This is a genomic window from Bacteroidota bacterium, from assembly GCA_016706865.1.
Classification (GTDB): Bacteria; Bacteroidota; Bacteroidia; order Chitinophagales; family BACL12; genus UBA7236.
In genome coordinates this window covers 425204-448196 of record JADJIS010000003.1, presented here as the reverse complement: position 1 = coordinate 448196, position 22993 = coordinate 425204, and the positions used below count along the sequence as shown (strand labels likewise).

Sequence of the window (22993 nt, the reverse complement as noted above, 5' to 3'; positions counted from 1 at the left end):
CGTTTAATCAAACGGTATAAATGAAAAAATATTTACTCCTCCTCGCAACCACCTTTTCGGTGAGCGTTGCATTTGCCAGCCAAAATCAAATTAATTGCAATTTTCAAAAAATCGCTTTTTCGGAAGGTGCATCATCATCAAAATTCATTTTAGGAGAATCACCTAATGATGAAACATCAAAAGTAAAATTATGGATCAGCTCATGGTTTCCCTGGATCAATAACAATATTGCAGGTGATCCGGGTGTATTTGATATTGCCGGTGGATACACTGTAGCAATTACCGAAATCAATTACAATTCCGACAATTTTAACGATTCCAACGCTTGGGTGGAATTACACAATTATGGTGGAAGTGACGTTAATATCAGCAATTGGAAATTAAAGGATGAAACACCTTTTAATTCCTATACAATTCCTGTAGGAACCATTCTTTCTCCCGATGAATATATTGTAATAGTTCAATCGATTGATACCTTTTTAATGGTTCATGGTGATGTAACAAATTATATAGGTGAATTTGGTTATGGATTTGATAATACATCAGGAAGTGTAAAACTGGAGGATAATTCGGGAACTGTTGTAAGACTTGTAAATTATGTAGATTCTATTCCTTGGCCAAAAGGTGCGGATGGTTTAGGACCGGCATTACAAATATTAGATGAAACAGGAAATGAAAATGATCCTGACAACTGGATCGCAAGTTGCGTTTTAGGAACTCCGGGATTTGATTATACTCCTTGTGACTATGATATTGTTATTTCAGAGATAAATTATAATTCACTGCTTGCATATAATCCCGGAGATTGGGTTGAAATATTAAACAGAGGTTCTTCTGCCATTAATATTGGTGGATGGATATTGCGCGATGCGAATACCGGAAATATATATGTAATTCCCACTGGTAATATTTTAGATGCAGGTGAACGATTGGTAGTTACTGATAGCCTCGAATCATTTACAGTGAAATTCCCATCCATTACAAATGTAATTGGTGAACCCACTTTTCATTTTTCCAATGGTGGCGATGGGGTTCGATTATATACACCAAGCGGATTAATAAAATACAGTGTTCGATATAACGACAATGCACCCTGGCCAACTGATGCTGATGGAACAGGATTTACCCTGGAACAAATAGATGAAGGAGGAAATCCAAATATCGCCACAACCTGGGTTGCGGGATGTTTATACGGTTCACCCGGAAATCCTTTTGTGGTACCATGCCCAACTGCAATTGAAGAATTATACCCAACATTCTTTACCATAGCTCCAAATCCTTTTTCAGAACAATTAATTATTACCATTGATGCAACTATAAATGTAAAAGATATTTATATCACAAATTCTCTTGGGCAAAATATCAAACATTTCGATAATTCAAATAATATCATAACCTGGAACGGAAATGATGAAAATGGGAATACAGTTCCTGTAGGTGTTTATTTGATTACAGTTTCTGATGAGATGGGGAATTTATCTTCGATGAGGGTAGTTAGGAAATGACATAGGACATACGATGTAGGACATAGGACTTGACATAGGACATTGGAAATAGGACGTAGAACATACGACGTAGGACATACGATATAGGACATAGGACTTGCATTTATTTCAGATGAAAATTTAATTCCTAAATGGTACCTAATTTAAGTTTTAAATTTTAAATAAATTTTATTTCGAAGCGTTAACTTTACAAGTTACAAACTGCCACTGCCACTGCCACTGCCACTGCCACTGCCACTGCCACTGCCACTGCCACTGCCACTGCCACTGCCACTGCCACTGCCCACTACCCCTTCCCTTCCAACTTCTTCGCAATTTCCTCCATCATTTCAATTTGAATTTGTTGAATTTCAAAAAGACGTTGGTGCTGATGGATGAGCATGTGATCTATTTTTTCGTTTAATAATCTAATTTCCAACTCTGCTTTAAGATTTATTTTATAGTCATTCTTCGAACGGATACGATCTTTAGCTTCTTGTCGGTTCTGGCTCATCATAATTACCGGAGCTTGCAAGGCCGCCAGACATGATAAAACAAGATTTAATAATATAAAAGGATATGGATCAAATGGGCGCTCAATTAATAAAAATACATTTAACAAAATCCATATCAATATTACTAAACCAAATAAAATAATAAATTTCCAGCTTCCACCAAAAGATGCAACCTTATCTGCCAATTTCTCACCAAAATTTATAGGATCAGCTTTTTCCAAATAAACATCGCGGCTCATAAGTTCAGCATTGGAAATGCTCTCAATTACTTCCTTGTCCAATTTGTCGAGATCACCCCGTTCGGTAGTAATTAATCCGGTGATATATGCAGTTCTGGCCTTGTTGATTATATCGTTGGATACAAATCCATTACCGTTCCATTCGGGATATTGCGTTTTTAAAACTGCTTTGATCTTTTCACCAATATAGTTGGTATCAGATAATAAGTGAGCGGGGAGTTCCTTATTTGAAATTGCACAGGTAATAATTTTATCCATATTCAAAATTTTAATAAGCGGTAAAAATTACAAAGGATAATCTATTAAAAATAAAACGAATAATTTCCTCCCTGAAATCTAGGATTCACAACATTATTATAAATCGATCCGAAGGTGTACGAGATACCGAAAAAAGTATAAAAATTAAAACTGGATTTTTGCTCAGAAATCTGTAATAATATTTCTTCTTCCGTAAGATCACCCTTTGGGAGATTTAATTGATCTTGTTGAAAGTCCACTGTAAAAAATCCATCAATCGTTAATCCTTCTGTTATCCTCCAACTTAGCGATGTGAAGCAACCTGCGCTGTTCTTACTCAGATCGTGAAAGTAATTCGAACCATTGAGGCCTATTGTTATAGAGCCCCATTTTTGGGTCATAGATAATGAAATATCCAACCTGTTGCGCAGAAGAATTTCATTTTCTTTTTCGAATATAGTAGTATCAGTATAATTACTGTATTCCGGGCCTATTTTATAAAAAAAAGTAAGTAATTTGGTTGTTGACTCCGCATAAGGAAAAATATTATATTCGATGGCAGGTGAAATATTAATATTTGCATCATAATTACTATAAGTGCTTGTAAAATATTCGGCCTCACCCCCAAATGACCAATGATCGTTCAAACTTTTCACAACAGTAATACCACTATAGGTGCTATTATTAAAGCTTTCGTAATTAGTAGTATCATCCAACACAAAAATATTTGTATTGTAATTCGCTCCTGCATCTAAACTGATCTTCCATTCATCTGTTACTTTATTTGCACTTAAATTTCCCGACAAATTATAGGAAGTGAAAATGGAACTGATATTTGCATTTACGTAGCTGCTGATTGAATAAACCCAACTATTCCATTTATCATCCGCTTGTTTTGTTTCCTCGCCGGCATTACCAGTATAAGTTATTGTAATAGGCAGATCTCCAGGTAATTTTGCAATGTATGGCAGCAAACCCATTTTTAATATTTGCACCAATCCTGCACGCGTTTCATCCTCTGTGTTATTCGTATTGGCAATATAATGTAGTGTATCATTTTTACCTCCGAATTTACCCTGCCCAAGTAAAAAGAGTGTATAATCAGATCCACCACTTCCTGTCGTCTGACTGGTAATTAATAAATGAAGATCAGCTTCAAATCTGTCGCGAACATAACTCACAAATGGAATTTCCGTTTTTATATATTCCTGATAATTATTTGCACCATCGAGATATACCCGGAGATAATTTGTATTTGTAGAATCATTATCCTGAGCATATAAAGTGCAAACGGAGGTGAAAATAAGGGTTGTGAGGAGGCGGATTTTCATATTTTAAAAACGAAAAGTGACAAAGAAATATTTTGCAGTGATCTGATGATGTAATTTAGATATTATTGAAGGAAATTCTTCATCCAACTATTTCCCAACGCAGTTTTGAAATTTGTATCGAAGGTAGCTTTTGAATTTACCAATGGATCAATTACCTGAGTTTCTTCATTAATTACATGTGCGGCAAATAATTCAGGCAGATCATGTAGATGCACAGAGCTAAGCGTTCCGTCACGATAAAAATTAACAAGAGTTCTGTCGAAAAGATCTACGTTAAATTTTTTCTCCAGCGATTTGATAAAATGAACGGAAGTATCAATGGAGCATCCGCTGGCTGCAGTGTGGGTCTCATCAACTATCAATAGAATCAACCTGTCTTCAATAATATTTCCCTGCGCCTGAAGTTGAGCATTGTGCGCTGTCCATTGTTTTGTAAATATGGCCAATTGATCGTTAATGGCACTAATTTCTTCCTCCGTAAACGGACGAGATGATTGATATATCCAAACTTTTGATTCAGGTGAGTAATTAGTATTTAAATTCATCATAAGTTACAAAAGAAAGAGTGTTTTAAATTAATAAATGAAGCGGTTTTTATATCAGATGATTTGCCATGGCAATTAATTCCGCTACATCATAAACTTTCACTTCTTCCTCTTTATTTTTATTTTTTATTCCGTCTGTCATCATGGTATTACAAAAAGGGCAGGCACTTGCAATAATATCAGGTTTTAATTCCAGTGCTTGTTCCGTTCTTTCAATATTAATTTCTTTTTTTCCGGGTTCTGCTTCCTTCCACATTTGCGCACCTCCTGCCCCGCAACATAAACCACGGCTTTTACAACTCTTCATTTCGGCGAGTTCCGCATCCAGTTTCTCCAACACAATTCTTGGTGCCTCATATATATTATTTGCCCTTCCGAGGTAACATGAATCGTGATAGGTGATCTTTTTTCCTTTAAATCCACCACCATCTACTATTAATTTTCCTTCATCGATCAATTGTTGTAAAAAAGTTGTGTGATGAATAACTTCATAGTTTCCTCCCAATGCAGGATATTCATTTTTAAGTGTATTAAAACAATGCGGACAAGTAGTTACAATTTTTTTAATACCATAACCATTTAAAACTGCAATATTATTTTGTGCGAGCATTTGAAAAAGAAATTCATTTCCTGATCTTCTCGCAGGATCGCCGGTGCATCCTTCTTCCGTTCCAAGAACCGCAAATTTAATTCCTAAACTATTTAATATTTTAACGAACGATCCGGTTATTTTTTTAGCCCTGTCATCAAAACTACCGGCACATCCCACCCAAAACAATATCTCCGGTGATTCACCGTTGGCAAATAACTCTGCCATAATTTGAACTTTGTTTAACTCCGTATTCATGTTCATTAAATAATACTTAATATTCCTTATTTAAATCTTTATTTAATTTCATCTGCCCATTTGATCCTGTCGGCAGGATTAAATTGCCATGGCGCCTGATTGTTTTCCATATTATTAAACATCACATTCCATTCTTGTGGCGCATCACTTAATTCCATCACCGCATATCTTCTCAGTTCAACAATAATACTTAATGGATTTATATTAACGGGACACTCTTCCACACATGCATTACAGGTTGTGCAGGCACGTAATTCCTCCGCTGTAATATAATCTCCATACAAGGCTTTATTATCAACAAAATCTTTTCCATGTTTCGAAAGATTATTTCCTATTTCCTCCAATCTGTCGCGCGTATCCATCATAATTTTTCGGGGAGATAATTTTTTTCCTGTAATATTTGCGGGACAAGCTGCGGTGCATCTTCCACATTCGGTACAGGAATAGGCATCCAATAAATGTTTCCAGCTAAGATCAGTCACATCCTTTGCACCAAATGTTTTAGGCGGATCAACAATTGTGGTAACCTGAGCGGAAGGATCCACCATTGATTTAACTTCATTCATAATAACCGGCATATTTTCTATTATGCCTTTATCATTTAAACGCATATACCAAGAATTGGGAAATGCAAGAATGATATGTAAATGTTTAGAATAAGGAATATAATTCAGAAAAAATAATATACCGATAATATGCAGCCACCAGGCCACTCGTTCAATCACAATTAGTGATTCCATATTAACGCCTGAAAATATTGCAGAAGTAAATTGAGATACTATCAAATTTCCTGTATTGTAATAATGTTCAGCACCTAAATTCTGTAATTGAACATCTGCTGCATTCATGGTTAAAATAGCGATCACTAAAATAAACTCCATCAACAGAATAAAATTTGCATCCTTAAAAGGCCATCCTTTTAATTCTGATTGCGTGAACCTTTTTATTTTTAATACATTTCTTCTGATCAAAAATATAATTGTCGCAATTAATGCGAGCAATGCAAGAAATTCAATAATACCGATCATGAAAGTATAAAAACCACCCAAATAAGGCGCGAAAAAACGGTGACTTCCAGAAAGTCCATCCACAACAATTTCCAGCACCTCAATATTTACAATTACAAAACTTACATAAATAAATAAGTGTAAAACGGCAGGTAAGGGTTTTCGAAACATTTTTTTCTGCCCCAAAGCAAAAAGTGTCATATTCTTCCAACGGAGTGCGGGATTGTCATTTAATTTTTCCGGTCTCCCTAAAAAAATATTCCTTCTGATAGAAACAAATTTCTTACCTGCTATCCAGGCGGAAACACCGAATATCACTGCAAATGCTACCTGTAAAACCAAATCCATACACACAGTTTAGACGGTTGCTAAATTAAGCGTAATTTTATGACTGTAATAATTAACTATTCACAGTTATGAGATCAAAACTACTGGTTCTGCTGTTTTTTGTGTTACCACTAGTAGGTATAACGCAAAATAAATCCATAAAAAACAAGATAACGTTATCTGCATACCATGAAATGGCCAAACGCACTGCAGGAGAAATTGTTCCTGTTTTAATAAAAGGTGATGTAAAACAAATTGAAAATTTTATCCTAAGTAACAATGGCAACGTTAAATTTTCAACAAAATCAATAGTTTCCGCTAATCTTCCGGTGAGTAATATCAGACTATTAAACAAAGAACTATTTGTGGAGGTTATTGATATTCCCACAGCAAAACTCACCTTGTTGAACGATGTGATGGTTAAACACAACAATGTTGACTCAGCATATTTGGGGATGTGGCCTCTTGAACAGGGGTACGATGGAACAGGAGTTGTTATTGGCGTAATTGACACCCCATTTGATATTGATCATGAGGATTTTACAGATTCAGAGGGTAATTCGCGCATAAAATACGTGTGGGACCAAAACTCAGCTGACGGAACTGCCCCTGTGGATTATGGATATGGAATTGAGTGTGACAGTGCCATGATTGCAAACGGAACCTGCACCAGTAACGATTATGACGGTGAAAATTACAGTCACGGCACAGGAGTGGCAGGTGTTGCAGCATCAAGTGGAAATGCATCAAATAAATACCGGGGAGTTGCACCAAATGCCGACCTGATTTTGGTTGCACTAAATTTTGAGAGCGATTATTTATCAAACACCGTTGATGCCGTTTCTTATATTTATGACAGAGCCAATGCACTAAACAAACCCTGTGTAATTAATACCAGCTATGGTTCTTATGCAGGTTCGCATGATGGTTTAGACCTTACTACGCAGGCATTGAATGAACTTATTGAGGCCCAAAATGGCCGGGCATTTGTTGCAGCAGCAGGTAATGCAGGAACTTTGTCCTTTCACCTGGGATACGATGTTACGGCCACCGAACAATTTACCTGGTTTAAAAAATTAAGCTATACGAATCTTGTTTATTGGCAATTGTGGGCAGATACTGCTGATTTTAATAATGTGGATTTTAGGATCAGTGCTGATAATCCGACAGGTTTTGCAAGTATTGGTTCCACTCCATCTATTAATATGTTGAGTGATTTTAATTTTGATACAGATATTATTGACTCCATATTGTTTACGATTCCGGGAGCAGGAAATGTTCAACTTTATGCGCAGTTATTGGATGGAAGATATTTAATTGAATTTGTTATCACACCGAGCATTTCAACCTATTATTGGCGATTAACCACAAGTGGAGCCGGACATTTTGATGTTTGGAGTACAGAAGCTGCAACAGGATTTTCAAATTATGTTACTACCGGATTGCCCGATGCAGGAACCTTACCCGAAATAATTAATTACCGTTTACCCGATTTGGATCAATCTATAGTGAGTGACTGGCAATGCAGCGATCATGTTATTACTGTTGGCAATTATGTGAACAGAGATACCATGACCAATTATTATGGAGTGATAGCCAATTTTTTCGATCCTGTTGGTGATCTGTATATTTCATCGAGTCACGGACCAACACGCGACAACAGGATAAAACCTGATATCTGTGCACCGGGTTGCAGGGTTTTATCTACGGGCTCCACTATTTTAACCGAATGGTTGATAGGTCTTGGACTTGCAACATATATATCGTTGGATGGTGAACATTATATTTATAACGGAACTTCTTTTGCGAGTCCGGAGGTTGCAGGAATTGCTGCATTATATCTTCAAAAAAATCCCGAAGCCAATTATGCGGAGATAAAAGATGCGATTTTAAGTCAGGGAAGATCTGATGTTTTTACAGGTGAAGATCTGCCGAATAACAGATGGGGATATGGCAAAGCAGATGCATTCAGAACTTTAACAGGAGATTGGGGATGTGAGGCTGATAATTATTCTAATCCGCCCCAAAATATTGAATTGTTAAATGTTATGGCAACCAAGGCATTAATAAAGTGGGACCTTATTCCAAATGCCGTAGGGTATCAGATAAGTTATCATAAAACCGGAGGTACTACCACTAAAATTAAAGCATTCAGCAATTCAAAAATATTAAACGGATTATCTCCAAATTCAACCTATACCTGTTCGGTTAGAGCATATTGTGATACTTACGGATTAAGTGATTGGAGTGATACTTTCACTTTCACAACCTTACCATTAAAGGAGGGGATGGAAGAAGAAAAAATGATAATTGTTTATCCGAATCCGGCATCAGGCTCCCTACATATTGAAGGAATATCGGTGGAAAGTAATATTGTATTGAGCAATATCACAGGACATAGTGTAATAAATACACTAAGCAATGCGGGAGATACCATATTGGATATTTCTACATTACCCGCCGGGATCTATAATTTATTAATTTATAACGAGGATACACGGTATTCAAAAACTATCACAGTAATTAAATAATATGGAGCAAACATTAACAAAAATTGTTTCTGCAGAAAAAATAAATCAAAAGATCAAACGCATTGCGTACGAAATTGCAGAGGATAATTATGAGGAAACAGAAATTGTAATTGCCGGTATTTGTAAGGCAACCGAAGGTTATACTTTTGCCGAATTATTATATAACGAATTAAAGAAGATCGTAAGCACCAAACTTTTATTAACGCATATCGAATTAGATAAAAACGACCCCGGCAACAGTGCTGTGGAATTAAATCTCACCGAAGAGGAAATAGATAACAAGGTAATTATTGTGGTGGATGATGTTGCGAATACCGGAAGAACATTATTGTATGCAATAAAACCTCTATTGAGTTTTTCGCCCAAAAAGATCCGCAATGCAGTGTTAGTGGAACGCAAACACAAATTGTTTCCTGTGAGTCCCGATTATGTAGGATTGTCGTTGAGCACTACCATTCACGAACATATTAAGGTGATTTTAAGCGATGCGGAAAATAGTGGGATATATTTATCTTAAGGTTCGGTCAACATCCTCATTTTTACTAATTCTATTCTGTCTTTTACTTCCATAACAGAAACATCCATGATGAGTTTAGAGCGCAGATAATATATTTCGCGTTCTGATAATTTTTGAAAAATATAATCCTTTAATTCGGGATCGGTAAGGTTTGCTATTAAAGGTCTTTTTGCTTTTCTCTCTTTTAATCTGCCATATAATATTTCGGGTGGCATGTTGAGATAAATGGTTAATCCTCTTTCATTCATCCAATCCATATTGTCGAAATAACAGGGAGTTCCTCCACCGCAGGAAATAACTGCATTTTTATGCAAAACCGAAGAATGTAAAATATCGGCTTCCAATCGACGGAAATACTCCTCCCCTTTTTCCTTAAATATTTCTGACACCGATTTCTTTTCCAAAACTTCCATCATCTGATCAATATCCATGAGTGTATAATCCAACTTCTCAGAAAGTTTTTTTCCAAAAGTTGATTTACCGGAGCCCATAAAACCCAAAAGATATATTCTCATATTAAGAAATTCGAATACGCGGATCAATAACCGAATATAAAATATCTGCTAAAATACTAATTGCCACAAAAATAACAGCGGTATATAAAATTGCACCCATGGCAACAGGATAATCAAAAGTTTTTAAGGCATTTACCGTTTCATATCCAATTCCGTTGTAATTAAATATTGCTTCAATAAAAAATGCACCCGTAAGTAAACTCGCGAGCCAACCGGATACAGAGGTAACCACAGGATTTAATGCATTTTTTAATGCGTGTTTAAAAAGTATGGTATTTTCATTTAATCCCTTTGCTCTGGCGGTGCGGATATAATCATTATGCATCACATCGATCATGGCGCTTCTTGTAAGTTGTGTAATAACGGCAATTGGGCGAATTCCCAAAGCAAAGGCCGGAAGTATGAGGTTTTTAAGTTCAAGATATTTTTCTCCGGTGTAACCATCCGTTACGTAAAGATCACCTGTCATGTTTAATCCGGTTATGGAAACCAGTAAATATGCAAATACTAATTGGAGTATAATTCCCACAAAAAAGGAAGGAAAAGAAATTCCCAAAACACTTACCGCAGTGCAAAATCTGTCGAGCAGCGAATTTGGTTTTATAGCTGCTGCCACGCCAAAAACAATTCCGATAACTGTCGCAAATATCATTGCCGTTAACGCAAGAACCAAAGTATTCGGAATGCGTTCAGATAAAATTTCACTCACCCTTCTTTTGCTTGTATAGGAGCGACTGAGAAAAGGTTTTTTAATTACAAAGGAAGTGGAACCAATAGACAATATTTTTCCGTATTCATATTTATCCTTATTTAAAAAATATCTGGATTCGCTGTTGGTATTATTGTGAAAACTCAATGGAGAAATATCGTTGAGATAAACGAGTAATTGTTGGCCCACAGGCAGATCTAAACCCAACTCCCTTTTAATATTTTCGATGGTCTGTTTGTCTGCTTTTTCACCTGCTATCTGCCGTTCCGGATTGATACGAGTCAGTTGAAATAATAAAAAAACCACTATCACCACTCCGAGCAAAACAAATAATCCGTAAAGAAGACGTTTGAAAATAAATTTTATCAATTGCTCTTATTGAATGGTTTAATAATTTTATCTCTACATAAATTAAAATAGTAATTTATATCAAAGCACCTTCCACTACCTTTTTAACTACAATTCCTTTTTCAATAGAAACTATACCGGTATTTTCTTTCATGATCTTATGTAAAACATCTTTATCACAAACAAAATAACTGTAATTTAATCCGGATGCCTTTTTCATCAAAACTAGAATATCAGGTGACCCGGAGCTCACTACAAAATATTTTTGTCCGGTCGAATCCATCTTTTTCATCTCTGTCAGAATCGCTTTCCATGTATCGCCGGTAAGTTTATCTTGCCCCAATTCATTTATCACCACCATATTTATGGATGACGAATCATTTAATGTGACAGCAGTTACATCTCCCCCAATACTATCCTGTAAAAAGAATTCATTATACGGTTCTTTGGAACTAATAATTTTAGGAACAACATTTTCACCCACTACAAACATTTCATCGGTAACAGGTTTTAATTCCACTGCCGGTCTGTCTTTAAAATGTTCGGCTTTTATTTCCTCAAATGATGGAAGATCGCGCCAGCTCCATTTATCAATCACAGTCCCATTTTTTAAAAGCACGATGTTTGGATTTGTTCTTCCTATTGTCAAACAAACCTTACCATCACCGGTATAAAAGGGAAATGCCATTTGTTTTTCGTGACGGAATGTTTCTATAGCCTCTCTGCTCTCCGCAACCAATGCAAAAGTGAATAATCCTTCCTTTTCTGCATTTTGTTGAACGCTGTGTATTTTTTCCCATCCCTCATCGCTTGTTTTATCGAAGTGTGCCGATACCACCATAATAGTATAATCAGGATTGTTCAGAATCTGATCTGTAATATAATTATCGTTCTCATCCGAAACTGCAAAATCAATGATCTTAGGTCGAAATCCTTTCACTTTTATTTTAGTATACGAAGTATCCAATTTCCAATTTTCTTTATCATTGGAATATTTTGTCAGCTCCGCCATTTTGTTTTTATCGCTGAGTTCGGTGTTTAAAAATTTCAATTTAATTTTCTCACCGCTCTTTACATTCGAATAATTGTAATTCATCTCCACAACATCTTTTTCTGCATCGGGGGGAATTACCATTAATTCCGGAATATTATTTCCTACAGCATAAGGGCGCCAATCGAAAAATACATCGTGTTTTAATACATGCGAATTAACCCACCATGCAAATCCTGTAACCAATACAAAAATTAAAAAAGAAGGGACAGGTTTTAATATTGGTTTAATATTTTTTCGGAGAAAGAAAATAATTATGATCAAAAAGATCAGCACAAGATCCTTATAAAATGATTGCCATGGAGTAAGCGGAATAAAATCACCAAAACAACCACAATCTGTTACAGAACCTGTAATTGCGGAGTATCCTGTAAGCCAGGTAAAAAAAGCAATAAGTAATAATAATAACCAGGCAGTAAGATTTTTCCATAATCCCAATAATAATGCAATACCTAATGCAACTTCCAGTGTGGTTAAAAAAACTGCCTGCAAATTTATGGTATCCAAAACCCAATCTGCTTTAAATAAAAAAGAGGTCCACGACCAACGTTCTGCAAATACGTCGTAATATTCTTCCAGTTTAATTCCAAATCCAACAGGGTCGTTCGCTTTTACCAGTCCGGAGAAAATAAATAAACCGCCGACAAATATCCGGCAAAACCACAAAACACTATTTTTCATTTTCCTTGAGTTTTATTAATGCAAAAATTGAGTAGTTTATCATATCCATATAATGCGAGGCAACACCTTCGGAGATCAAAGTTTTACCATCATTTTCCTCTATTTGTTTTACACGCAAAATTTTCATCAAAATAAGATCTGTAAAAGACGGGATCCGCATATCGCGCCAGGCTTCTCCATAATCATGGTTTTTATCCTCCATTAATGATTTCACCAAATTGATTTGTTCATTATATAATTCCAATGCCCGATCAGCATCAAGTTGAATAGGATCCTTGTCAGTAAGCTGCAATTGTATCAACGCTATGGCCGCATAATTAATAATTCCTCTGAACTCATCTTCAATCCCTTCATTCACCTTGGATGTACCCGCTTGTTCGATGGTTCTGATGCGTTGCGCTTTAATAAAAATTTGGTCAGTTATCGATTGAGGCCTTAAAATGCGCCACGATGTGCCATAATCCTTTATTTTTTTTATGAAAATGTTCCGGCAACCCTCCACTGCCTCGTCATATTGTATATTTGTTTTCGACACTGCTGTATTCATTATTGGTGTAAAATTATATGGACAAAACTACTTATTTCTACCCGAACAAAACATTGAGGATTGGTGATAGTTTGCTCGATTTATCCACACCCATTGTGATGGGGATTTTGAATGTGACTCCCGACTCGTTTTTTGACGGTGGCAATTATTCAGAAGTGGATGCGGCACTAAAACACACTGCTCGTTTAATTTCGGAAGGAGCCGATATAATTGATGTTGGAGGGATGAGTACAAGGCCCGGAGCGAAAAAAATTACTGCAGAGGAGGAAATCCTTCGGGTAATTCCCATAATAAAAGCCATTCGAAAGGAATTTGGAACTGTTCCCATCTCCATAGATACTGTTTATGGTAAAGTGGCAAAAGAATCAATAAATGCGGGCGCAAATTTGATAAACGATGTTTCGGCAGGAAATTATGATCCGGAAATATTTAAAATTGCTGCGGAAACAAAAGTACCCTACGTGTTGATGCATATGCAGGGAACACCGGAAACTATGCAGGTGGAGCCTCAATATTCGGATGTTACCAGGGAGGTATTTGATTTTTTCATCAAAAATATTCACTCTTTGAAAGGCCGGGGAATTGAAGAAATAATTATAGACCCTGGTTTTGGTTTTGGCAAAACAACGGAACATAATTATCTGCTTGCAAAAAATCTGGATGTGATCAAACAAATAGGATTGCCTGTAATGGTGGGAATTTCACGAAAAAGTATGATCTGTAAAGTATTAAAAGTGAATCCTGAAAAAGCATTGACCGGTAGTACTGCCCTGCATGCTATTTTATTGCTAAAGGGAGCCGACATTTTAAGGGTACATGACATAAAGGAAGCTAAGGAAGTGATTAAAATTGTATCACAACTTAAAATTTAGGAAAAAATTATTTCCATTTTACCATGTTTGAACGGAAAATAGGAATTTAATAATTATTGAAATATTAAAAGGCTGATGTTTATCTTAGCCAATAGTTAAAGTATAAAATGTTGCTACAAATTCAAATTGGTTTTTTGGAGGTCACCTTTATCGATATTATCGATATATTATTAGTTGCATTCATTTTATTTCAATTATACAGATTAGTTAAAGGCAGCCTTGCTTTCACCATTTTTATTGGTTTGATCGTAATATATGTTTTGAGTTTGGTTACAGAGGCCATGGAATTGCGATTGATGAGTGAAATTCTCGGAGCCTTTATTAATGTTGGTGTAATTGCATTATTAATAGTTTTTCAACCCGAAATAAGGCGTTTTCTCTTATATGTGGGTAGAAGCAGCGATTTCAGAAAAGTAAAATTCTGGCGTTCCATGAGTTTAAAAAAGATTCGCGCCGGAGAATATAATCACAAGGAAGTAAATGAATTAACGGAGGCTATACTCAATCTCAGTAACATGAAAACCGGAGCCTTGATCGTAATTCCACAAACTTCTCACCTCCGCTTTTATCAAAATACCGGAATTCAGATAAACGCAATGATCTCGAAAGATATCATTGAAAGTATATTTTATAAGAACAGTCCTTTACACGATGGAGCTTTGATTATTGCTGATCATAAAATTGCTTCCGCGAAATGCGTTTTACCCTTATCAGATAATCCTGATCTTCCTGCAAAATTCGGTCTGCGCCACCGAAGCGGATTGGGAATTACGGAGCAAAGTGATGCAACCTGTATTATAGTTTCTGAAGCAACGGGAGAAATAAGTTATGCCCGCGAAGGAAAATTATATCAGAATATTAAAAAAGAGGAATTGCGTAAATTAATTGCTCGGTCACTTTTTCACAGCATCAATTGAATCTGCAGCTTCCAGCAAAGAATCAAGATCAACGCCATTTCTCTCCATTATAGCATCCAGTAAAGCTTCATCATCTCCTGCATATTCAATTTGCAGATCAATATTTGTAGCATAAGGGCTTTCAGGATATTTATCCTTAATTTGCTGAAGATATTTAATACTCCTTTCAATATTATTCACATTCTCTTCACTTACGCGTGCTGCTGTTACTAACGCTTGTGGAGCATATTCTGATTCTGGATACCGTTCAGCCAACAATTCTAAAGTATTGAGCTCTTTATCATAAAATGGAATAAAATGAAAAAGCATTGCCGATTTAAAAATAAATTGGGGTGCCAACGAATCTTCAGGATACTTATTTGCAAATTCCATATACTCTTGAATAAGGTCCTCCGCCATTACACGTTGTTCAACTGATAACACAGGATTAGTTCTTAAAACACTATCCATTTCAATGGATGCCTCAGAAATTTCCTCAAGCTCTTTTTCCCTGGTATTGCAGGAAACAAATACGAATAGGGAGATAAACGTTAAAACTCCAAATAATTTTTTCATAATTTTTCTTGTATTTTAGTGCTTGTTCTATACAAACATGGCACAAAATTACGTAAATATTAATCTGGTGAAACTATCTATCTTTATAATAGCGGTCATTCTTTTGAATTCTTGCTCAAAGGTTATTATCAAGTATGCCGGAAATTCTGATCTTTTAAAAGAAGAAATTCCCTATACAGACCCTGAATATAAAAAAATTACAAATTATATTCCTGATCCCGGACATCCACTGGCATCACAAATCAGGTATGTGAGAATTAATTTTCACATTATGCAGCGAAGTGATGGAACAGGAAATTTTGATGAGGCTGCAGGAAGAAAATTTTGTCGCGATCTGGTTGATCAAAGCAATTTTCGCTGGTCGAATAACCATAAAATGAATTTACCGGTAGGAAATTTGACCGAAGTTTTACCAATTGGAATACGTGTGGTTTTAGAAAAAGATGCCGAAACCGGTCAGGATGCAATTTATTTTCATAAAAATGATTCTCTCTGTTTTTGGAACCGAAGTCTTAAAAAAGGTTATGCTTCATTAACCGATCAAACTGTTTTAAAAAAATACGGGATCGGCAACGATTCCGTTATCAATATTTTTTTAATGGAACATGTTCCCGATAGTCTCGATTCACCCACCTATGGCGGAGGCACCTTGTCGGGAATTTCTTTTAATGGAAGCATCAAATTATTTAGTATGCATTTGCAGTCAACTTTGGTAAAATATAGAGATGACGGATCCACCTATACGCATGATGCCTATTTTCTTTCCAAATTAATGAATCATGAACTCGGCCATAGTTTCGGTTTAAACCACAGCTGGAATTGGGATGATGGATGTGATGATACACCGAAAAATCCCGGGTGCTGGAGTGAAACAGGAAAAGCTCCCTGTGATGGTGTTATCAGTAATAATATGATGGATTATAATTGGAGTCAGCAAGCTGTTAGTCCATGCCAGATAGGTAAAATAGAATACAATTTTGCAAAAGAAACTGACGGAGCAAGAAAATATGCCATTCCTTATTGGTGCGAGTATCATGCATTTAATCGGGTGGTAATTACAAAAAATCAGAATATTGTTTGGAATGGAATAAAAGATCTTTGGGGGGATATTGAAATAAGAGGTGGCGCAACATTAACAATTAAAAGCATAGTATCATTACCCGAACAAGCTAAAATAATTGTTAAACCGGGAGGTAAATTAATTATTGACGGAGGTAAGATCACCAACCGATGCGGTGATAAATGGGATGGAATTGAATTATGGCGAAATAAAAAAACGGAGGAGATAGGAGTTGTTGTTATCGCAAACAAAGGTATAATTGAGCAAGTTGTGAATTTTGATGTTGTTGAAGTGGAAGAAGTGAATTAATGATCGCACAATTATTATGATGTAATTTCCATTTTAATAATTAAAAACCATTTAACATTTATAATATCGTTTTAAACGCAATTAAATAATATGCATTCACCAATAAAATTTCTTTCCCCTTTCAGTTTACTAATTGCTTTTTTCGGATTTTTTTTACCGTTCACGGATATTAATTGCAATGAACAGAAATTAGATACTATAAATGGAATTGAGTTAGTTACCGGATACAAACAGGATTTTGATATTACTAATTCAGGAGAAGAGGAAACAGCAAAAATGGAGCGTTACGACCCCAATATTTTTGCTTTAAATGCGATGCTTGCCTCCATTATGGGAATTTTTTTATTCCTCGTTAAAAAATTCCGCACCGGGTATGTTTTACAGGCAATAATATCTGCCATCGGTTTTATTTGTATGCTTGGCTTAATGATAAATCTCAAATCAAAACTAGCCGAAGCCCAAAATGGAGGAAATGGAAAACTAAATTTTGATCTGAATCTGGAGTTTGAAATGAAGTTTGGTTATTGGCTGGTAACAGCATGTTTTCTAATTGCCACAATAATTAACATTAAGTTAAGTCGTGAAAAAAAACCGGAGAGTTTGCAGATATTTCCGGAGGGGGACTTAGGACACAGGACATAGGACACGGGACTTGATAAAGGACATTGGAAATTTGACATAGGATTTGACTACATTATATTGGAAATTTTATTACTGAGTGAAAATTAAGGGTTGGATGTAAAATTTTCTCTCAAAAATGAGTGCACCCTTTTTAAACCTTTACCAAACCTTCCTTCCTTTATTTCCTTAGAACCTTCCCTTCGAATCTTCTCCCTTCTCCCTTCGAATCTTAAGTATTCAACTACTTCGTTACTAAGATTATCAGGCAGAGTTAAATGTAAAAAAAAGGCAGAAATTACTTTCTGCCTTTTAGATTGACCAAACCTATATAGAAGATATTTATTAAAATCCTTGTCTAATTATAAGACCTACTGAGAACGGATGCAATTCCGGACCTTCACCTTCTCTGAACATTCCATTTACATCATAACTCGCATAGATATTAAAATCTCCGTAACCTATCATGTAATTTAATTCGTGGCGGAAGGGTGCGAGATTAAAATCATCTTTTACTTTATCTGTTCCATTATCACTTTCAATTTTTGTTTTTCCTTTAAGCATAATACCAGGGCTATATCCAAATCCCATGCGGAAACTTTTATCGGTATCCCAAGGTTTTGTTTCGAATCCAATAATTACCGGCAAGGTAAAATGCGTGGTTGAAAAACGATTCTTTTTAAAGTCGTAAGCTTCTGCTTCGCCATTTTCGAATTCCAGTGTAACCGAATCCATTTTAGGTAATATCACAAACGATTCGTTGTATCGGAAGTTATGCCATTCGAAACTTAAACCGTAATTAAAATTTAAGTATCCTTTAGCAATATTTACCCTGGAACGAAATAAATGTAAATTAACATCCCATGAACCAAATGCTTTCAGATCTTCCATTGCATTGTAAGGAGCTTCTACCTGCACCTCATGATCTGCATTTAAATAAGTATTATATCCAAGATCAAAAAGAAACCATTCTGTATCATAAACATCAACATAATGATCATCCACTTCTTCCACATCCGGAACTTTTCCAAATGACACATCAACATCATCATCACCATCTTCCTTAACAATCAATCTCCAATTTCCAACTACAACGGAGGTAGAATCACCAGGTAAAGTATCCATTTTATAATTATATTCATAGGAATATCCGCCAAGGTCATATAATGCGTCCTGTAGATCATTTAATGCATCCTGAAGATCTTCATATTCTTCAGAACCGGGAGTTAAATTTGCCGATTCTTCACGAATGTCTTCAATTTCATCCTGAATATCTTCTATTTCATCTTCCATATCCTCAGAATTACTTACGATAACATTTCCATTTTTACTCACCATGTTATTATCAATTACCCAAATATCTCCATTTTCGGTTGTGATCGTAACCTTATCACCTTCCACCTTTAAAACAGGTGCTTCCGGAGGTGCCGGTGGGGCTGGAGGATCAACCTGTGCCACTGCGATGACCACATTCATCAGAACTGCTGCTATTAACACTAATTTTTTCATAATCTTAATTTTTATTGTGTTTTAATTATTTGTTTTTTTTCTGCTGTAATAATTGAATCCAAAAATATTTACGCTGCGTGTTTTTAAAACTTCTTCACCACCTGTCTTTTTTTCAAAGGGATCAAAATCGTATTCCAAAATTCCGGAAACAACATTTTCCATCTCCCCTCCTATTGCAACCGCATCATTCCACCAATCCACAACAGTGCTATTATCGTTTAATGATATATTGGTTATTTCCTTGTCCTTTTTATTGATTTTAGCCAAATCTCTATCGTCTCTGGTTTTTACATTTTCAATTGAATTTATATCGAAATGTTTGGGATCCATTTTAATTTCCTCAACGTGTGCTAATTCAATTCCGGTAATAGTATTTATATCTTCTCTTTGCAGATCTAATTTTGGTTTTTTATCTTCCTGTCCGTCTTTATTTTCATCCTGTACTTTTAATTCCTTTTTTTCCTCTGCATAATATTGTTGTTGTGGTTCCTTTTCGTCGTTTTTAATTCTTGTAACAGAATCAGTATTTCTATCAAAGGCAACCTGCGTTTCAGTATTTTGAGATTCGTATTTTTTTATTGCCATGGGTTGACCTGTATCATTATTAAAATATCTAACACCGATAAAAACCATTAATACCGCTGCAACAGCAACAGAGTATTTCACCCAACTCATCATGGTAATAACTCTGCCGTTTTCTTTTTTCTTCAGCAACTCTTTATTTGCAAAAACCAAATTTGTATCGGGATGCAATTTTGTTTGTTCGAATAATTCGAGTTCCGCTTTTAACTCCGGGTGGAATTCTAAGAATTCTGCCAGTTGTTTGCGCTGATCGTTTGATAGATTACCTTCTATGTAATCTATCATCCACTCTTCGTAATTATTGATCGTTATTTTCATATTAAATGATGAATGCTTACTAAATATTCTTTTAAACTTTGTCTTGCACGAAAAATATAAACTTTAACCTGACTTTCACTCAACTGCAAAATTTCTCCTATCTCATCATATGCATATCCTTCATAATCGCGAAGCAATACACAGTTTTTTTGCACCTCCGGTAATTTTGCCAGTGCTTTTTCGATGGCTTCTTTTACATCTACCTGCACATCTGCGGTTCCACCTCTTGCTGCCTCATCAATTTCCTCCACATAATCCATTCGTTTATGTTTTCTGATATGATCTATCATATTGTGATACGCAGTGCTGAACAGATAACTTTTAGCCTTGTCAAATTGAACGTTTTCGTGATTCTTCCATAAAATTTCGAAGGCGTTTTGAACGATATCGTGCGAATCGTCGTCGCTTCTTAGATTTTTCCGGATGAACCGATAGACACCATCAGCCCATAAATCCACTATCTGGTTATATTCTTTTGGTGTCATCCGACAATATGGCGTTTGAAGTGCGGGAAAGGTTACAGGTACTACAAATATTTTATTTCCTCCCGCAAATATCGCTAAAAGCAGGAGTTAGCGCATTGATATCCACCTTTTAGCTTGTGGAAATCCATATCCTTCATCAGAAATTGAAGAATTATTATCACAAAATATTCATTTCTACAGTAGATTTACACAAACTAAAGAGCAATGAGTATTCTTTTTCCGACCGATTTCAGTGATGAATCAGCAAAATCCTTTGAATTTGCGCTGAATATTGCAAAAAAACTGAACATTTCCATAACCCTGATACATGTTTACCCCTTACCTATGACCTTTCCGAGTATGGATGAGGGTAGATTTAATGATATGTCGGAAAATATGATGCAGATAACCGAAACTGCCATGGAAGAGCGACTAAAACTCTTTAAAGACACACTTCGCGACAAATACAGCAACAATTATCCGGAAATGATCTCAGTTTCCGGTATGTTGAAAATGGGTTTTGTGGGTGAGGAAGTTGCGCGTGCAGCGAAGGAAGTTAATGCTGCTTTTGTTGTTCTTTGTGTTAAAAGTGCTAAAAAAGTGAAACGATTTCTTGGAGGGAACGACGTTGCCTCCATCATTAGAAAATGCGATCAACCCATAATTACGGTGCCGGAGAATTATGAGATCAATACGATCACGAATTTCGCATATGCTACGGATCTCACTTTTAATGACAATAGTATAATTAGCCGAATAATAGAACTAGCCTCCAATTTTGAGAATTCACATATTAAATGTTTCCACGTTCATGATAGCAACCTCGATGTTGAAAATGCTATCATCGACGATTTTATTCAGCAATACAAAACGGAAGCAAACAGGCGACTTATCAGCTTCGAACTGATTGATAACATAAACATTATTGATGGTATCGACTACTTCATCCAAAGTCGCGACATTGATCTTCTTGTAGTTTTAAAACAAAAAAAATACTGGTTAGAGGTTTTCGAAAGCAGTATGACGAAGAAACTGGTGTTTCATGAAAATGTTCCGATGTTGATTTATCATGAATGAGTTCTGAGTTCGGGGTTCTGAGTTCTGGGTTCTGAGTTCGGGGTTCTGAGTTCGGGGTTCGGGGTTCTGGGTTCGGGGTTCTGAGTTCTGGGTTCTGGGTTCTGAGTTCTGGGTTCTGAGTTAATACGCCTATAAGCATTCAGATAAGTCAAGAGTCATTTGTCAGGAGTGAAAATAATTGGCTTTCAAGGATCAAACTCACCACTCACCACTCACCATTTACTATTCACTCCAGGCTTATTCGGAGCTAAATCTTTCAATGCTTGACCCATTGTCAATTATCAATTGTCAATTTCCTTATCCACAATCTCTCTCTTTGAAATCTAATTTTTAATTTTTAGCTTTCTAAACATTTATTAACCAAAAAAACCACTATTATGAACTCAAGAACAATTTTAGCAGCCTTAGTTGGCGCTGTAGTTAGTTTTTTAATGGGATTCCTGCTTTACGGCCTCCTGCTTATGGACTATTTTGAAAGTAATGTTCAAACCTATGAGGGGTTGATGAAACCTGAAGAAGATGCGATGATTGGATATGTTGTGAGTAGTATTTTACAGGGTATATTGATGTGTTATATACTCAATTCCGCCGGAGTCAGGTCATTGGGGAAAGGCGCAATTATGGGCGCGATTGTAGTTTTATTAATTGGCGCCTGGACGAGCACATGGTATTTAACAGGTATGAATTGGTATACCTCGTATTCAGTTTTTATAGTTGATATTTTAGCAAGCGGTGTTATGGGACTTGTTATAGGAGGAGCAGTTGGTTGGATGTTGGGAAGAGGTAATAAAACTGCTGCCTAATCCTTAGTATAAAAATTTATATGTGGCTTCATTTCTTAATTGGAATGAAGCCACATTTTTTCCAATTAATTTATCGTATTTTTTTTTTAAAAATTGAACAATAAAAAAATAATTCAAATTACTCCGGCTTTGAGTCTTTTACTCATTGTAATTATTATTTTCACTCAATGCAAAAAGGATGATCATTCACCAGAATATTCCTTTGATACAAATATTGGATTTAGTATAGAAGTATATAATTTTGAAAAAAGCAGGTATATACAGGTTTTCCAAACTGATAATATAAATAAATTTAAAGAGCCAATGGGATATTTTCCCGATTACGATTTAATTATTGATTGTAATCAAGTAGACTCCTTCCATATACAATTAATATTACAAAAAAAGAATTCAATTGATGTAGACACCTTTCATTTAAGTGCGCAGGAAAAAATTATTGAGCTTTATCGAAATAAAATATAACAATTTATCTTAATCC

The 22993-nt window shown here is 35.7% G+C and carries 23 protein-coding genes; 10 read left to right on the top strand and 13 right to left on the bottom strand.

All coding sequences use genetic code 11. The annotated features are described in order from the left end of the window. The first annotated feature begins 20 nt into the window (after positions 1-20). Positions 21-1505: a lamin tail domain-containing protein gene (locus IPI31_11520; GenBank protein MBK7568441.1), complete on the top strand. Its 1485-nt coding sequence runs from the start codon at positions 21-23 to the stop codon at positions 1503-1505. 286 nt (positions 1506-1791) lie between these two features. Here IPI31_11520 and IPI31_11515 read toward each other — a convergent pair whose 3' ends face one another. The 5 genes from IPI31_11515 to IPI31_11495 all read right to left on the bottom strand — a co-directional run bounded on the left by IPI31_11515 (position 1792) and on the right by IPI31_11495 (position 6553). Then, a complete protein-coding gene (locus tag IPI31_11515; GenBank protein MBK7568440.1) occupies positions 1792-2496 on the bottom strand; it encodes a DUF1003 domain-containing protein in 705 nt (234 codons plus the stop codon). Positions 2497-2540: 44 nt separating this feature from the next. Next, a complete protein-coding gene (locus tag IPI31_11510; GenBank protein ID MBK7568439.1) occupies positions 2541-3806 on the bottom strand; it encodes a hypothetical protein in 1266 nt (421 codons plus the stop codon). Positions 3807-3868: 62 nt separating this feature from the next. Beyond that, positions 3869-4354: a hypothetical protein gene (locus IPI31_11505; GenBank protein ID MBK7568438.1), complete on the bottom strand. Its 486-nt coding sequence runs from the start codon at positions 4352-4354 to the stop codon at positions 3869-3871. A 46-nt stretch (positions 4355-4400) separates the two neighbouring features. Further along, positions 4401-5198 carry a (Fe-S)-binding protein gene (locus tag IPI31_11500; protein MBK7568437.1) on the bottom strand — a complete coding sequence of 266 codons (798 nt, stop codon included), beginning with the start codon at positions 5196-5198 and terminating at the stop codon, positions 4401-4403. A gap of 38 nt (positions 5199-5236) precedes the next feature. After that, on the bottom strand, positions 5237-6553 hold the full coding sequence (locus IPI31_11495) for a (Fe-S)-binding protein (protein MBK7568436.1): 1317 nt from the start codon (positions 6551-6553) through the stop codon (positions 5237-5239). A gap of 68 nt (positions 6554-6621) precedes the next feature. Between IPI31_11495 and IPI31_11490 the strand changes: the two genes are divergently transcribed. After that, positions 6622-9063, top strand: a complete 2442-nt coding sequence (locus IPI31_11490) for a S8 family serine peptidase (GenBank protein ID MBK7568435.1) — start codon at positions 6622-6624, stop codon at positions 9061-9063. 1 nt (position 9064) lies between these two features. Beyond that, positions 9065-9580 (top strand): phosphoribosyltransferase, encoded by a 516-nt coding sequence (locus IPI31_11485; GenBank protein MBK7568434.1) that lies wholly within the window; start codon positions 9065-9067, stop codon positions 9578-9580. Here the strand turns inward: IPI31_11485 and IPI31_11480 are convergent. From IPI31_11480 to IPI31_11465, 4 genes are read right to left on the bottom strand one after another with little or no spacing between them, the layout of a single operon-like run. Further along, complete coding sequence (locus IPI31_11480; GenBank protein MBK7568433.1) at positions 9577-10095, bottom strand: AAA family ATPase; 519 nt, start codon at positions 10093-10095, stop codon at positions 9577-9579. The two genes, IPI31_11485 and IPI31_11480, sit on opposite strands and share 4 nt — an antisense overlap. Position 10096: 1 nt before the next feature. Then, positions 10097-11173 (bottom strand): ABC transporter permease, encoded by a 1077-nt coding sequence (locus IPI31_11475; GenBank protein MBK7568432.1) that lies wholly within the window; start codon positions 11171-11173, stop codon positions 10097-10099. Positions 11174-11228: 55 nt separating this feature from the next. Further along, positions 11229-12884 (bottom strand): DoxX family membrane protein, encoded by a 1656-nt coding sequence (locus tag IPI31_11470; protein ID MBK7568431.1) that lies wholly within the window; start codon positions 12882-12884, stop codon positions 11229-11231. Further along, positions 12874-13431, bottom strand: a complete 558-nt coding sequence (locus tag IPI31_11465; protein MBK7568430.1) for a DUF1599 domain-containing protein — start codon at positions 13429-13431, stop codon at positions 12874-12876. Before IPI31_11465 ends, IPI31_11470 begins: the two co-directional genes overlap by 11 nt. A 17-nt stretch (positions 13432-13448) precedes the next feature. Here IPI31_11465 and folP point away from each other — a divergent pair, with 17 nt between their 5' ends. Next, a complete protein-coding gene (gene folP, locus IPI31_11460; GenBank protein MBK7568429.1) occupies positions 13449-14303 on the top strand; it encodes a dihydropteroate synthase in 855 nt (284 codons plus the stop codon). Positions 14304-14410: 107 nt separating this feature from the next. After that, positions 14411-15220 (top strand): TIGR00159 family protein, encoded by an 810-nt coding sequence (locus IPI31_11455; GenBank protein MBK7568428.1) that lies wholly within the window; start codon positions 14411-14413, stop codon positions 15218-15220. Here IPI31_11455 and IPI31_11450 read toward each other — a convergent pair. After that, complete coding sequence (locus IPI31_11450) at positions 15197-15775, bottom strand: hypothetical protein (protein MBK7568427.1); 579 nt, start codon at positions 15773-15775, stop codon at positions 15197-15199. The two genes, IPI31_11455 and IPI31_11450, sit on opposite strands and share 24 nt — an antisense overlap. A 67-nt stretch (positions 15776-15842) precedes the next feature. Between IPI31_11450 and IPI31_11445 the strand changes: the two genes are divergently transcribed. Next, the gene (locus IPI31_11445) at positions 15843-17144 is read left to right on the top strand and encodes a hypothetical protein (protein MBK7568426.1); all 1302 of its coding nucleotides are present in this window, start codon (positions 15843-15845) and stop codon (positions 17142-17144) included. Between the two features lie 90 nt (positions 17145-17234). Continuing rightward, positions 17235-17786 carry a hypothetical protein gene (locus IPI31_11440; GenBank protein MBK7568425.1) on the top strand — a complete coding sequence of 184 codons (552 nt, stop codon included), beginning with the start codon at positions 17235-17237 and terminating at the stop codon, positions 17784-17786. A 321-nt stretch (positions 17787-18107) separates the two neighbouring features. Here the strand turns inward: IPI31_11440 and IPI31_11435 are convergent, their stop codons facing one another. The 3 genes from IPI31_11435 to IPI31_11425 are packed head-to-tail and all read right to left on the bottom strand — an operon-like array spanning position 18108 to position 20656. Next, positions 18108-19271 (bottom strand): hypothetical protein, encoded by a 1164-nt coding sequence (locus IPI31_11435; protein MBK7568424.1) that lies wholly within the window; start codon positions 19269-19271, stop codon positions 18108-18110. 21 nt (positions 19272-19292) lie between these two features. Next, positions 19293-20171, bottom strand: coding sequence for a hypothetical protein (locus IPI31_11430; protein MBK7568423.1), 879 nt, complete (start codon positions 20169-20171; stop codon positions 19293-19295). Continuing rightward, positions 20168-20656, bottom strand: coding sequence for an RNA polymerase sigma factor (locus IPI31_11425; protein ID MBK7568422.1), 489 nt, complete (start codon positions 20654-20656; stop codon positions 20168-20170). Before IPI31_11425 ends, IPI31_11430 begins: the two co-directional genes overlap by 4 nt. Before the next feature lie 204 nt (positions 20657-20860). On the opposite strand from IPI31_11425, the gene IPI31_11420 reads away from it, so the two are divergent. From IPI31_11420 to IPI31_11410, 3 genes are all read left to right on the top strand, one after another. Next, positions 20861-21712, top strand: a complete 852-nt coding sequence (locus tag IPI31_11420) for a universal stress protein (protein MBK7568421.1) — start codon at positions 20861-20863, stop codon at positions 21710-21712. Positions 21713-22089: 377 nt separating this feature from the next. Beyond that, positions 22090-22515, top strand: a complete 426-nt coding sequence (locus tag IPI31_11415) for a DUF1761 domain-containing protein (GenBank protein MBK7568420.1) — start codon at positions 22090-22092, stop codon at positions 22513-22515. A gap of 93 nt (positions 22516-22608) precedes the next feature. After that, entirely contained in the window at positions 22609-22977 is a 369-nt protein-coding gene (locus tag IPI31_11410; GenBank protein MBK7568419.1) for a hypothetical protein, read from the top strand. Positions 22978-22993: the final 16 nt, after the last annotated feature.